General features: G+C 70.0%; 9 protein-coding genes. 1 reads left to right on the forward strand and 8 read right to left on the reverse strand.

The genetic code is table 11. From position 1 onward, the window contains the following. Positions 1-29 precede the first annotated feature (29 nt). The 3 genes from topA to JOE46_RS15425 all read right to left on the reverse strand — a co-directional run bounded on the left by topA (position 30) and on the right by JOE46_RS15425 (position 3,985). Positions 30-2,954, reverse strand: a complete 2,925-nt coding sequence (gene topA / locus JOE46_RS15415; protein WP_097212866.1) for a type I DNA topoisomerase — start codon at positions 2,952-2,954, stop codon at positions 30-32. A gap of 101 nt (positions 2,955-3,055) precedes the next feature. Next, positions 3,056-3,640 carry a hypothetical protein gene (locus JOE46_RS15420; protein ID WP_097212865.1) on the reverse strand — a complete coding sequence of 195 codons (585 nt, stop codon included), beginning with the start codon at positions 3,638-3,640 and terminating at the stop codon, positions 3,056-3,058. A gap of 141 nt (positions 3,641-3,781) precedes the next feature. Beyond that, a complete protein-coding gene (locus tag JOE46_RS15425) occupies positions 3,782-3,985 on the reverse strand; it encodes a cold-shock protein (protein ID WP_005248460.1) in 204 nt (67 codons plus the stop codon). Positions 3,986-4,373: 388 nt separating this feature from the next. Between JOE46_RS15425 and JOE46_RS15430 the strand changes: the two genes are divergently transcribed. Then, positions 4,374-6,704 carry a DEAD/DEAH box helicase gene (locus JOE46_RS15430; protein WP_097212864.1) on the forward strand — a complete coding sequence of 777 codons (2,331 nt, stop codon included), beginning with the start codon at positions 4,374-4,376 and terminating at the stop codon, positions 6,702-6,704. Here JOE46_RS15430 and JOE46_RS15435 read toward each other — a convergent pair. The 5 genes from JOE46_RS15435 to JOE46_RS15455 form a co-directional block, all read right to left on the reverse strand. After that, on the reverse strand, positions 6,701-9,118 hold the full coding sequence (locus JOE46_RS15435) for a lysylphosphatidylglycerol synthase domain-containing protein (protein ID WP_209927769.1): 2,418 nt from the start codon (positions 9,116-9,118) through the stop codon (positions 6,701-6,703). The two genes, JOE46_RS15430 and JOE46_RS15435, sit on opposite strands and share 4 nt — an antisense overlap. Positions 9,119-9,131: 13 nt before the next feature. Beyond that, positions 9,132-10,940, reverse strand: a complete 1,809-nt coding sequence (locus JOE46_RS15440; RefSeq protein ID WP_245221833.1) for an amino acid transporter — start codon at positions 10,938-10,940, stop codon at positions 9,132-9,134. Between the two features lie 212 nt (positions 10,941-11,152). Further along, positions 11,153-11,755, reverse strand: a complete 603-nt coding sequence (locus JOE46_RS15445) for a peroxidase-related enzyme (protein ID WP_097212861.1) — start codon at positions 11,753-11,755, stop codon at positions 11,153-11,155. Next, positions 11,752-12,249 carry a CMD domain-containing protein gene (locus JOE46_RS15450; protein WP_143548490.1) on the reverse strand — a complete coding sequence of 166 codons (498 nt, stop codon included), beginning with the start codon at positions 12,247-12,249 and terminating at the stop codon, positions 11,752-11,754. The genes JOE46_RS15445 and JOE46_RS15450 overlap by 4 nt, the downstream gene beginning before the upstream one ends. After that, positions 12,246-13,268, reverse strand: coding sequence for an LLM class flavin-dependent oxidoreductase (locus tag JOE46_RS15455; RefSeq protein ID WP_209927773.1), 1,023 nt, complete (start codon positions 13,266-13,268; stop codon positions 12,246-12,248). The genes JOE46_RS15450 and JOE46_RS15455 overlap by 4 nt, the downstream gene beginning before the upstream one ends. Between the last annotated feature and the right edge of the window lies 1 nt (position 13,269).

Below are 13,269 nucleotides of genomic sequence, written 5' to 3' on the forward strand. Positions count from 1 at the left end.
CTCGTCTACACCACCTCAGTGTGGACCGGTCAGGACTTCTTCGCGGCGGCCTTCTTCGCAGCCGCCTTGGCGGGCGCCTTCTTGGCCGCGGTCTTCTTCGCCGCCGCCTTCTTGGCAGGCGCCTTCTTCGCGGCCGCCTTCTTCTTCACCGGGCCACGCGCACGCCGGTCGGCGAGCAGCTCCGAGGCACGCTCGTCGGTGATGGTCGCGACATCGTCGTCCTTGCGCAGGCTCGCGTTCGTCTCGCCGTCGGTGACGTAGGGGCCGAAGCGGCCGTCCTTGATCACCATCGGCTTGTCCGTCGCCGAGTCGTTGCCGAGCTCACGCAGCGGCGGGGTCGCCGCACCCGTGCGGCCCCGGCGCTTGGGCTCCGCGTAGATCTTCAGGGCGTCCTCGAGGGTCACCGTGAACATCTGCTCCTCGTTCTCCAGCGAACGAGAATCGGTGCCCTTCTTCAGGTACGGGCCGTAGCGCCCGTTCTGCGCGGTGATCTCTTCCTTCGACTCCGGGTCGATGCCGACCACGCGCGGCAGCGAGAGCAGCCGCAGCGCGTCCTCGAGCGTCACGGTCGCCACATCCATGGACTTGAGCAGCGAGCCGGTCCGCGGCTTCGGGCCGGCGGCCTTCTTGGCGGTCTTCTTCGCGGCGGCCTTCTTCGCGGGCGCCTTGGTGGTGACGGCACCCTCCCCCTCGGCCGTCACCGGCACGATGTCCGGCTCCGGTTCGGGTTCCGGCTCGGGCAGGATCTCGGTCACGTACGGACCGAAACGCCCCTCCTTCGCGACGATCTCGTGCCCGGTGAGCGGGTCGACGCCGAGCTTGCGACCGTCCTGCGGGGTGGCGAACAGCTTCTCCGCGTACTCGGGCGACAGCTCGTCCGGGGGCAGGTCGTCGGGCAGGTTTGCGCGCTGCGAAACAAGATTCGCATCGGGGCCGCCCTCTCCGGAGGGATCAGCGACCATCCGCTCGAGATACGGCCCGAACCGGCCGACCCGCACCACGACATCGCGGCCCTCGGAATCGGCGAACAACCGGATCGAGTTCACCTCGCGGGCGTCGATGTCCTCGAGATTGGTGCCGACCATCTTCTTCAGACCGCCAGAGCGGGCGACCGAGCCCTCGGCGCCGCGCTCCCCGCCGAAGTAGAAGCTGGACAACCAGTTCCCGCGCTGCTCGCGGCCACCGGCGATCTCGTCGAGATCATCCTCCATGCCCGCGGTGAAGTCGAAGTCGACCAGCCGGCCGAAATGCGCCTCCAGCAACCCGATCACGGCGAACGCCACCCACGACGGCACCAAGGCACTGCCGCGCTTGTAGACGTAGCCGCGGTCCAGGATCGTCTTGATGATCGACGAATACGTCGACGGGCGACCGATTCCCAGCTCCTCGAGGGTCTTGATCAGGCTGGCCTCGGTGTAGCGGGCGGGCGGGTTCGTGGTGTGACCGTCCGGATCCAGCTTGGTGGCGGTGACCGCCTGCCCGGCGACGAGCACGGGCAGCCGCGACTCGGCGTCGTCGGACTGGCCGCCCGCCTCCTCGTCGACGCTCTCGACGTAGGCCTTGAGGAAGCCGGCGAACGTGATGGTGCGGCCGGACGCGGAGAAGGTGCACTCCTCGCCGGTGCCCGCGGTGCCGGTGATCCGCAGCGTCAGGGTGGTGCCGCGCGCGTCGGCCATCTGCGAGGCGACGGTGCGCTGCCAGATCAGCTCGTAGAGCTTGAACTCGTCGGCGGCCAGCTGCGAGTGCAGCTGCCCCGGGGTGGCGAAGACGTCACCCGCGGGACGGATCGCCTCGTGCGCCTCCTGCGCGTTCTTCACCTTGCGGGTGTACTGCCGCGGCGACGGGCTGACGTACTCGGCGCCGTACAGCTCGGTGGCCTGCGCCCTTGCCGCGGCGATCGCCGACGCCGACAGCGTCGTCGAGTCGGTACGCATGTAGGTGATGTGGCCGTTCTCGTACAGCCGCTGCGCGGTCCGCATGGTGCGCTCGGACGTGAAGCGCAGTTTGCGTGCCGCCTCCTGCTGCAGCGTCGAGGTCATGAACGGCGCGTACGGCTTGCGGGTGTACGGCTTGTCCTCGGCAGACGAGACGGTGAGATCGGTGCCGTGCAGCGCCTCGGCGAGGCGACGGGCGTAGCCCTCGTCCAGCACCGTGACGCCGGTCGACTTCAGCTGGCCGTCTGCCCCGAAGTCGCGGCCCGCGGCGACGCGGCTGCCGTCGACGCTGACCAGGCGCGCCCCGAAGCTGCGCGGATTCGCCTCGGCGCCCGCGTCCAGGGTGGCGGAGATGTCCCAGTACTCGGCGGACCGGAAGGCCATCCGCTCGCGTTCGCGCTGCACGATGACGCGCGTCGCCACCGACTGCACGCGGCCTGCCGAAAGCTTCGGCATGACCTTCTTCCACAGCACCGGACTGACCTCGTAGCCGTAGAGGCGGTCGAGGATGCGCCTGGTCTCCTGCGCGTCCACCAGGTCCTGGTCGAGGTCGCGGGTGTCCTGCGCGGCCGCCAGGATGGCCGGCTTGGTGATCTCGTGGAAGACCATCCGGCGGACCGGGATCTTCGGCTTGAGGGTCTCGAGCAGGTGCCAGGCGATGGCCTCGCCCTCGCGGTCGGGGTCAGTGGCGAGGTAGAGCTCGTCGGCGTCCTTGAGCAGGCTCTTGAGCTCGGCGACCTTGGTCTTCTTGTCCGGGCTCACCACGTAGAGCGGCTCGAAGTCGTGGTCGACGTTGACGCCGAGCCGGGCCCACGACTCGCCCTTGTACTTGGCGGGCACGTCCGCCGCGCCCCGCGGGAGGTCGCGAATGTGACCGACCGAGGCCTCGACGACGTAGTTCTTGCCCAGGTAGGGGGCAATTTTCCTGGCCTTGGTCGGCGACTCGACGATCACGAGACGGCGCGTCTGGTCGGCTGTGGCGGGGCTGTCGCCCGCCGTGTCCTTCTCCCGAGCTGCCACCTTGCTGCCTGCACCTTCCTCGACTCGAATCGGCGATCACTTCAGTAACAGAGTGACACACCGCGAGACCATCCTTGCAGATCAATCCCGTGTCGACTGTTCTACACCTGCGGCCAGGCCTCTCGCGCCTCCTGCCGGTCAGGGGCCTGACCGATGTTCTCGACCAGCCGCATCAGCCGCTTGTGCCCCACGATCCGGAGCCCGGGGCCCGCTCCGCGGGTGCCGATGAGGGTGGGCGCGATCCCGGCCCGCATCAGCGATTGGGCGAGGATCGGGTGGGTGTCCGGGGCGTGCGGGTCCAGCCCGAGCACGAACCGATCGCCCTCACCCTCGGACCTGCCCGCGGCCAGCACCCAGGCCCGCAGGGCACGCGAGTCCGGGATCCAGCCCACCGGCACGGCCTTGACCGCACCCTTGGTCCACTGAGCGGCGAGCGCGGCCAACTCGGGCACCGATGCGGTGCGGACCAGCGGGCTGCCCTCGTCGGAGCGGGTGATCTCGGCGGCCAGGCCGGCCTCCTCGATCAACTCGGCGACGGCGTCCGCCCGCCACGAGGCGTCGACGACCACCGAGACCCTGGCCCGGCCGGCGGCGACGGAGACCTGCCCCTGCGCGGCCAGCAGACCGCTCAGGTCCGATACCGCGGGCGGCACCGCCTCCGCGGAGAAGAAGGACAGCTGGTTCACAAGAGGACAGTAGGACAGATCCGGCCGCTCGGGCCGCGCTGACACGGCGGGACCACGCGCGGCGCCGGGCGGGAAACGACTCGTCCCCCACCACCTCACGGTGGTGGGGGACGAGTTGATCCGTCTCGAGGAACGAATGAATCAGACCGCGCGAACGCCGGTGGCCTGGGGACCCTTGGTGCCCTGACCGACCTCGAACTCGACGCGCTGGTTCTCCTCGAGCGTGCGGAACCCGCTGCCCTGAATCTCGGAGTAGTGGACGAAGACGTCAGCGGAGCCGTCCTCGGGGGCGATGAATCCAAAGCCCTTCTCCGCGTTGAACCACTTCACAGTGCCCTGTGCCATGCTTTTCCTTCACTTTCTAACACCGGATTCGGTGAACAGCAGTCAACAGTCCACCGGGCCGGTTCCGACCGCTGTACCGCTGATTTCCCCCTCAGGAAAAGCATCGCCACCGCGCTCGCAACATCGATCCTGCGAGCGCGTACACGAACACAGAAGCTGCGACCACTTATAAGTCAAGCACGGTTCGCGCGATGACAACAGTCGAAATCCAACAATGGTCGTAAAGAATTGATCTTGTATCCGACGACGCGTCGGCAACCGCTCTATTGGACACTCGTCAAGTTATTGACAAGGGCTGCACAGTGTTAAACACATCCCGGCAAGTACGATCAAAACCGCAGGTGAACCGGCACGTGTACGCGGCCACCCAACGAACTCGGAGTTATCAGTGAGCCAACCGGCCGCCGCAGCCAGCTACGGGCAGTCATTGCTCGATCGGGTGCTGGCGGGCACCCCTCGCGGCGAGGACCCGCTCACCCACGTGGCGGAACTGCAGGCACGCGAGTCCCAGTTCACGCAATGGCCACCGTGGATTCACGCCGATGTCGTCGATGCCATGCGCGGCAACGGAATCCCGCTGCCGTGGACACATCAGGAGGCCGCCGCCTCGCTCGCCGCGGCGGGAGAGCACGTCGTGGTCGCCACCGGCACCGCATCCGGGAAGTCGCTGGCCTACCAGCTGCCCATCCTCACCGCGCTCGCCGAGGACCCGCGCGCGACCGCCCTCTACCTGGCCCCGACCAAGGCCCTCGGGGCCGACCAGATCCGGTCCACCATCGCGCTGACCGAGCAGGCCGAATCGCTCGCCACCGTCTACCCCAACGCCTTTGACGGCGACACCCCGACCGAGGTACGCCAGTGGGTGCGGACCAACTCGCGCTGGATTTTCACCAACCCGGACATGCTGCACATCGGCATGCTGCGCTCGCACCAGCGCTGGGCCCACTTCTTCCGCAACCTGCGTTACGTCGTGATCGACGAATGTCACTCCTACCGAGGCGTTTTCGGCTCGAATGTGGCGCTGGTCCTGCGCAGGCTGAAGCGGATCGCCCGCCGCTACGCCGCCGACCCGGTGTTCATCCTCGCCAGCGCCACCACCGCGGCACCGGGGGCCGCGGCGTCCCGGCTGATCGGCGCCCCTTGCGCGGAGGTCACCGTCGACGGCTCGCCACACGGCCCGCGAACGGTCGCGCTCTGGGAGCCCCCGCTGATGGCCGAGGTGACCGGCGAGAACGGCGCCCCGGTCCGCCGCGCCGCCGGGTCGGAAGCCGCCCGGATCATGGCCGACCTGATGATCGAGGGCGCCAGGACCCTGACCTTCGTCCGCTCGCGCCGCGGCGCCGAGCTGACCGCGATGGGCACGAAAAGGCTGCTGGCGGAGTCCGCCCCGGACTTGACCGAACGGGTCGCCGCCTACCGGGCCGGCTACCTTGCCGAGGACCGACGCGAGCTGGAGGCTGCGCTCGCGGACGGGACCCTACTCGGCGCCGCGACCACCAATGCCCTCGAGCTCGGGGTCGACATCGCCGGCCTGGACGCGGTCGTGGTGGCCGGCTTCCCCGGCACCGTCGCCTCGTTCTGGCAGCAGGCCGGGCGGTCCGGCCGCCGCGGCGAGGGCTCCCTTGTGGTGCTGGTCGCCCGCGACGATCCGCTCGACACGTATCTGGTCCACCATCCGGCCGCGCTGCTGGACAAACCCGTCGAGGCCACCGTCACGGATCCGTCGAACCCGTACGTGCTGGGCCCGCAGCTGCTGTGCGCGGCGATGGAGCTGCCGCTCAGCGACGCCGAGGTCGAGCAGTTCGGCGCCGTCGAGCTGCTGGGCCGGCTCGCCGAGCAGGGTCTGATCCGGCGTCGCGCGCATGGCTGGTTCGTCACCGCGGAATCCAACCCCCATGCGTCCGTGGACATCCGAGGCGGCATCGGCAAGCAGGTCGCCATCGTCGACGCCGAGTCCGGCCGGATGCTCGGCACCGTCGACGGCGGCCGCGCCCCCGCGACCGCCCACCCGGGGGCGGTGCACCTGCACCAGGGCGAGTCCTTCGTGGTGGACATGCTGGATCTGGAGGAGGGCCTGGCGCTGGTGCACGCCGAGACTCCGGAGTGGAGCACCTCGGCGCGCGAGACCACCGAGATCGTCATCACCTCCCTCCTCGAGCACAGCGAGCACGGCCCGGTCACGGTGGCGCTGACCGAGGTCGAGGTCACCCACCAGGTGGTGGGCTACCTCCGGCGGCTGCCGTCCGGCGAGGTCCTCGACTCCATCGAGCTCGACATGCCGCCGCAGCGCCTGAACACGCGGGCCGTGATGTACACGGTGACACCGGAACTGATGGAACGGGCCGGCATCACCCCGGACCGGTTCCCCGGCTCGCTACACGCCGCCGAACACGCCGCGATCGGACTGCTGCCGCTGGTGGCCACCTGCGACCGCGGCGACATCGGCGGGGTGTCGACGGCGCTGCACCAGGACACCGGGCTGCCAACGGTGTTCGTCTACGACGGCCATCAGGGCGGCGCCGGGTTCGCGGACCGCGGGCACGCCGAGCTGCTGCGCTGGCTGCGCGCCACCAGGGACGCGATCGGGTCCTGCGAGTGCACGGCGGGGTGCCCGTCGTGCGTGCAGTCCCCCAAGTGCGGCAACGGGAACGACCCCCTCGACAAGGACGGCGCGGTCCGGCTGCTGACCGCGGTGGTCGACTCGCTCCGGGGAACCTAGATCAGGTCGGTCTTCTGCATCCAGCGCAGGATCGGCCAGCCGGCGAACACCGGCAGCCAGCAGGTGAGCACCCGGTACAGCAGTACCGACGGCACCGCGACCGCGGCGGGCACTCCGAAGGCCGCGAGTCCACCGATCAGCGCCGCCTCGACCGCGCCGACGCCGCCGGGCGTCGGCGCGGCGGACGCCAGCGTGCCGCCGATCATCGTCACGATGGTGACGGTGACGAAGCTGGTCTCGCCGCCGAATGCTGCGACGCTCGCCCAGAGAGCGAGCGCGGCACCGAGGGTGGTGCCCGCACACCCACCGACGATGAGCAGGAACCGGCCCGGGTCGCGCGCGAGGTCAAGCAGCTCGGTGCTCACGTCGGCGATCTGGGGACGCAGCTCGTCGATCAGCCAGCGCCGCAACCTCGGCACGATCATGAAGGCCCCGACCACACCGAGCAGGACACCGACCACCAGGTAGATGACCGTCGCGTTCGGGATGAAGCCGGACAGGTCCGCACTCCTGCCCGCCGCGATGCTGAAGAGGATCAGCAGACCGATGTGGGTGACCACCTGGACCGTCTGCTGCAGCGCGACGGCCGCGGTCGCCCGCACCCCGCCGAGCCCGTTGTGTTGCAGGAACCGCACGCTCAGCGCCAGGCCCCCGACCCCAGCGGGCGTGGTGGTGGCCGCGAAGGTGTTGGCGAACTGCATGATCACCAGGTTCTTGAGCCGGACCGACTCCGACGCGCAGGCCCACAGCGCCACCGCCGCCCCGATGTACGTCGACGCCGACACCACCAGACCGAGCAGCGCCCACCACCAGTTCGCGGTCCGCAGCTCGGTGAGGAATGTCGGCACCTGGCTGACGAACGGGTAGGCGACGTAGACCAGGCCGATCAACAGCACCAGCTGGATTAGCTGGTTCCGGCTGAAGCGGGTGACCTGCTCGGTCTTGATCACCTCGGAGTCGGTCTGGGTCCGGACCTGGTGCCGGGTGGCCGACATCAGTTTGTCCGCATCCGGCAGTGCCCGGCGAACCCGTTTGGGCATCGCGGACTTGGTCAACCTGCCCGACGCCGCGAGGACCACGTCCTCGCCCAGCGTCTCGAGCGCCGCCCGCACCGCCGATTCCGGCCCGAACCGCGCCCCGGTGGTCAGCAGCAACTGGGCGATGTCCGACTCGAGCTGCGCGTCCGAGGCACCGACCTCCGCGTGCGCAAAGCCCTCGAAATGCACTCGGTCCCCGCTGATCCGGAGGTTGTCCGGGCGCAGGTCGCCGTGCGCGACCTGATTCGCGTGCAAGACCCGCAGGCCGGACCAGGCCGCCTCGAGGTGCTCGGGCTGCGCCTGCTCGAGCGGGGTCCCTGCGGGCACCGAATGCGCGTAGAGCATCCAGCCCCGCTCGAGCGGGGACACCGCGACGGCCAGGCTGGACGACAGCCCCATCCGTCCGACCGCGGTCGACATCAGCGCCCGGTGCTCGACCGCCCGGCGCAGCGACGCGTACGGCGCGGGCGTCTCCGCGCTCCGGAAGGTGAGCCAGTGCCAGACCTGACGGAGCGCGCCCTCGCTGCGCTGGTGCGGCCCGAAGAGCTCGAGGATCACCTCGTCGTCCGCGCCCGCCTTCCTGAGATCGACCCCGAGATCGACCTTCCGCCAACCGGGGCTGCAATCGGCGGCGAGCACGAGCGGGCCCGGCCCGGTGGGGCTGAGCACCGACAGCGCGTCCACCCGCAGACCGCGCCTGCCGAGGATCCGGACCGCGAGATCGACGGGGACCTCCAGCGCGGGAGTGCCGACGAACAGCACCACCAGCGCGCCGATCAGCCAGCCGGCGGTCAGCCCCAACACCGACCGCGCGGGGACGACGGCGCTGACGAACAGGTGGATCGGCACGAAGGCGAACAGCAGCAGCCACCAGATCCGACGCCAGCGGGCGGGCAGCCACGGACCGGACACGGTCAGCATCGCGGCCAGCATCGCGATCCAGCGCGGGTCGTCGAGGAACTGCGACAGGAAGGTGTCGAGGTGCCCGTCCAGATCGAGGTGCCACTTCGGCGCGGACACCCCCGTGCCGGTGATGGACAGCGCGGCGACGGCGAGCAGGCCCGCGGTCGCGTACCCCGCGAGCAGCTTCCAGCGTCGGCCGAGGACGAGGCCGACCAGGATCGCGAACGGGAGGATGACGATCGCGGCGCCGTACAGCAGGTAGATCCGGGTCGAGGCCTCCGGCGACGCGACGCCGATCAGGTCCGACACCGAGTTCTCCACGGCCTCCCAGCGGCCGCGGGTGATCAGCGAGGTGGCGATCACCGCGCCCAAGCACAGCGCCGCCAGCACGACACGGAGCTGATCATTGGTACGCCGACGCAAAGGCTGCAGGAGGCTGCCCTGGACCGGGATCTCTCGTCCGTCGACTCGCATGGGGTGATCGAGCCTATCCGACGTGCACGTGCGGCCTGCGGGCCACGTCGGGCTCGGCGCGCCGCAGCACCTCCCGGGTCACGGACGCCACCTCACCGTGCCCGAAGAACAGGAACTGCAGCAGGTTGCGGACCGGGTTTCCCTCCGTCCACTCGAAGTACACGTGCGGGACGGTCCCGGTCAGGTCCCGGATGTCGAGCAGGATCGCGGCGATGGAGTTGGGGATGGCCGCGCTGCGGACCGTCAGCACCCGGAACCCCTCGCGGCGGTGCCCGTGCACCCGCAGGTCGGTGGCGAACTCCGACGCATCGGTCACGCTCACCTCGAGGAAGAGGATGGGATCGGCGGCGGGGATCCGGCTGACCCGGCGCCGGGCCGACTCCTTCGCCCGATACGCCGCCGGGTCCGGACGGTCGGCGTCGTGCGCGATGACCCGGATGACCCCCCGCGCGGCCTCGTCGATCAGCTCCCGCGCCGTAGCGTCGTAGCTCACCGAGTAGGCACGCAGTTCGTAGGCCCGCGTGAAGCGGGAGGCGAACGAGACGCCCAGGATCGCGAGGATGAACAGGATCGCCAGATGCAGGCCCTCGGGGCGTTCGACGATGTTGACGACTGTCGTGTAGACGAAGATGACCGCGACCACCGCGAAGCCGATCGCCTTGCGTCGCTGGCCCCGCCGGTATGCGGACAGCGCGACGGCGACGGAGGCGGAGGTGATCAGCACCAGGACACCGGTGGCGTAGGCCGAGCCCTGGGCGTCGACGCTGGCGTCGAAATACCAGGTGATGCCGAACGCGATCGCCGCGAACACCAGCACCAGCGGGCGCACCGCACGCGCCCAGTCCGGGGCCATCCCGAACCGGGGCAGGTACCGCGGGACCAGGTTGAGCAGGCCCGCCATGGCCGAGGCGCCTGCAAACCAGAGGATCGCGATGGTGCTCACGTCGTACACGGTTCCGAAGACGCTGCCGAGGTACTCGTGGGCCAAGTAGGCCAGCGCGCGCCCGTTGGCCTGTCCCCCTGCCTTGAATTCGTCCGCCGGGATCAGCACGGTGGTCAGGAAGCTGGTCACGATGAGGAATGCGCTCATGATCAGCGCGGCGGTGGTCAGCAGGTGCCGCGCCCCGCGGATCCGGCCGCGCGGCGCGGATCCGGTGTCGCTCGGATCGCCCTCGATCTGGGGCATCACCGCGACCCCCGTCTCGAAGCCGGACAGGCCGAGCGCGAGCTTCGGGAAGACCAGCAGCGAGATCGCGACCATCATCCAGGGGTTGCCGTGCTCGGCGGTCAGGGCAGCGGTCCAGTCCGTCACCACGGAGGGCGCGGTCGCCACGTGCCACAGTCCGGCAGCCACCACCACGAGGTTCAGCGCCAGGTAGGCCGCGACGAGTGCGACCGCAATCCCGATCGCCTCGGCGAAGCCCTTGAGGAAGACGGCCGCGAGCAGACCCAGAAGGACCAGCGTGACCAGCAGGTTCTCCCCGCGCAGGGCCGCGGGCGCGAACGGGTTCTGTACGACGTGCGCCGCACCGTCGGCGGCGGACAGCGTCATGGTGATGATGAAGTCGGTCGCCGCGAACCCCAGCAGAACCAGGACGAAGATCTTGCCGCCCCACTTCGGAAGCAGTCGGGCCAGCATGGCGATCGAGCCCTCACCGCGCGGGCTCTCCTGCGCGACACGGCGATACACCGGCAGCGCGCCGAACAGCGTCAGCGCGACGAGGACCGCGGTCGCCATCGGCGAGAGCACACCGGCGGCCAGGGCGGCGATGCCCGGCTGGTACCCGAGCGAGGAGAAGTAGTCGACGCCCGTCAGGCACATGACCTTCCACCACGGGTGCTTGTGCTCCGGCTTCGACACCACCCGGAACGGCCCCTGGTGCCCGGACGGCTCCTCGGTGATGTTCTCGAACAGCCAGGACCGCACCCGTGACGGTGCTCGATCCCTGGTGGTCACAAGCCGATACTGCCACCGGCAGGGGTCTCACCCGGGAAAACGCGTCCTGTGGTGCTGTCGCCGCGCCGGCTCGGACCTCACTCCGCCTGCGCGGGGACCTCCGGTTCGCCGAGGCTGAGCATCAGCCGGTTCGCCCACGAGAACGACGCGGTGGACAGGACCAGGTCGCCGATCTCCTCGTCGGTGATGCCGACCGCACGAAGCCGCGCCAGGTGACCCGAGTCGGCGCGTGGCGGCTGTGCGGCGAGCGCCGCCGCGAAGTCGACGACGGCGTCCCACCGATCGTCGACGCGGGCGGTGACGCCCTCGTCGAGGATCTTCTGCACGTCGGCGGGCCGCTTCGACAGCTCGGAGGTGAAACGTGCGTGCACCGAGGTGCAGTACACGCACCCGTTGAGCCGCGAGGTGGCAGTCGCCGCGAGCTCCCGCTCGGTGCGTGAGAGCCCACCGTGCCCGTAGAAGATCTCCTTGTCGTTCGCGCTCCGCTCGCCGAGCACTTCCGGGTCGCGGGCCAGCAGCCGGAAGTACGGGCTCTCGCCGCGGAATCCCACCAGGTGCGTCCGCTGCTCCTCGGTCGCGTCCTCGAGCCGGATCGGCTCCAGCCAGGGCACCCAGTCCAGGTGGTCCTGGGTGAAATCGCTTGGGCGGCGATGCTGCTCGACCTCGCGTACCTCGCTCATACCGATTCTCCGATCAGGGTGTACCCGGCGACCAGCCGGATCTGGTAGTTGACGTAGCCGATCAGCTGGGACGCGGTCACGATCGCGGCCTCCGTCAGGCCCGCCGAGCGCAGGCTCTCGATTGCCTCCCTTGTGGCGGCGGCGGGGTCGAGGGTGAGCAGCTCTGCGTGCCGCAGCAACGCCGCGAGCTCCGGGTCGTCGACGGTTCCCGCCGTCACCGCCGCGACGAGGTCCGGGGGCAGCAGCGCCGAATAGTGTTCGACGAGTGTGGGTTGCGCGGCGAGCACCGTCACCCGCAACGCGATCGCGGTGAGCTGCTCGCGGTGCGGGGACTGCGCTCCGAAGAATGCGTCGTGCAGCCGCTGGGTGTGCTCCGCGACCGCGGGCCTCGCCGATCTGAGCGGGGACACGGCGTCTGCAAGCGGGGCGCCGATCACCCTGTCCAGCACGTCCGCCGTCGGGTTCGGTGGGGCTTGGGTCGATGACCTCGTCATGGTCGTGATTCCTTCCGGTGAGCGCCATTCCAGCCGAGGCGCGGGGCCACCTTCGTGGCGATGAGTTCGATGGAGTGCAACGTGGCCGCCTGGTCGGGGTCGATCGGATGAACCTGGAAGATCAGGTCGGTCGACTGCTGCACCGCCGGATCGGCGGCGAGCAGGTCGGTCACCTCGTCCGGGGTGCCGACCACGGAATCACGCAGGATCTCCTCGGCGCTCTCGCTGCCGTCGGCGAGGCCGATCTCCTGCAGGTAGGCCCGGAAACGCAGCGCGCCTCGGCGCGCGAGTTCCCAGGCCGCCTCGTGGTCGTCGGCGACGAACACGCTGCGCGAGGCGCCGATCCGCGGCCGCGCGCCCGCCGGGAGCGCCTCCCGGTATGCCGCGATCAGCGGCCCCTGGACCTGTCCGAGGGAGGCATCCGCGAGACCGGGCTCCCTCGGCTGGGTCCGCGACAGCAGGAGGCCGTCCCCGGATTCGCCAGCCCGCACGGCGCCCGACCCCGAGAAGGTCGCCTGCCAGCGACGCTCGAGTAGCCCCGACGCCCGCGGGTACAGCGCCTTGCCGTCGCCCGTCGGGGCCCCCGACAATGCGGCCGTCAGATGCTTGATCTTGTTGTCGTAGAGGGCCCGTCGATCGGCGTCGGCATGACCGAACAACGCGAAGGCGCTCGCCGACCCCCCGGTGCCGAGACCCAGTTCGAGCCGGCCGCCGGACAGGGCATCGAGGACCGCGGCGTCCTCCCCGACCCGGATCGGGTCCTCCAGCCCGAGCGTCACGATGGCCGTTCCGAGGCGGATCGTGCTCAGCCGGGCCGCCGCGTGCGCCAGGAAGACGAACGGCGACGGCAGGCCACCCTCCGCCGGATCGACGTGATGCTGGGCCACCCAGCCGACGTCGAAACCCAACTCCTCGGCGAGGGCGAACTGCGCCAGCGCGTCGCAGTAGAGATCTCCCGCGTCCCGGCTCTCGTCACCGACCAGCCGGGTGAACCATCCGAGCCGCTTGCTCCCGGTCACG

This window comes from Rhodococcus sp. PvR099 (assembly GCF_017833315.1).
GTDB lineage: Bacteria > Actinomycetota > Actinomycetes > Mycobacteriales > Mycobacteriaceae > Rhodococcus_G > Rhodococcus_G oryzae.

Excerpts from the sequence above, each read along its gene's own strand:
- JOE46_RS15425 (WP_005248460.1), bottom strand. The coding sequence starts at position 3,985 with ATGGCACAGGGCACTGTGAAGTGGTTCAACGCGGAGAAGGGCTTTGGA.
- JOE46_RS15440 (WP_245221833.1), bottom strand. The coding sequence starts at position 10,940 with ATGTGCCTGACGGGCGTCGACTACTTCTCCTCGCTCGGGTACCAGCCG.
- JOE46_RS15450 (WP_143548490.1), bottom strand. The coding sequence starts at position 12,249 with ATGACGAGGTCATCGACCCAAGCCCCACCGAACCCGACGGCGGACGTG.
- JOE46_RS15435 (WP_209927769.1), bottom strand. The coding sequence starts at position 9,118 with ATGCGAGTCGACGGACGAGAGATCCCGGTCCAGGGCAGCCTCCTGCAG.
- JOE46_RS15445 (WP_097212861.1), bottom strand. The coding sequence starts at position 11,755 with ATGAGCGAGGTACGCGAGGTCGAGCAGCATCGCCGCCCAAGCGATTTC.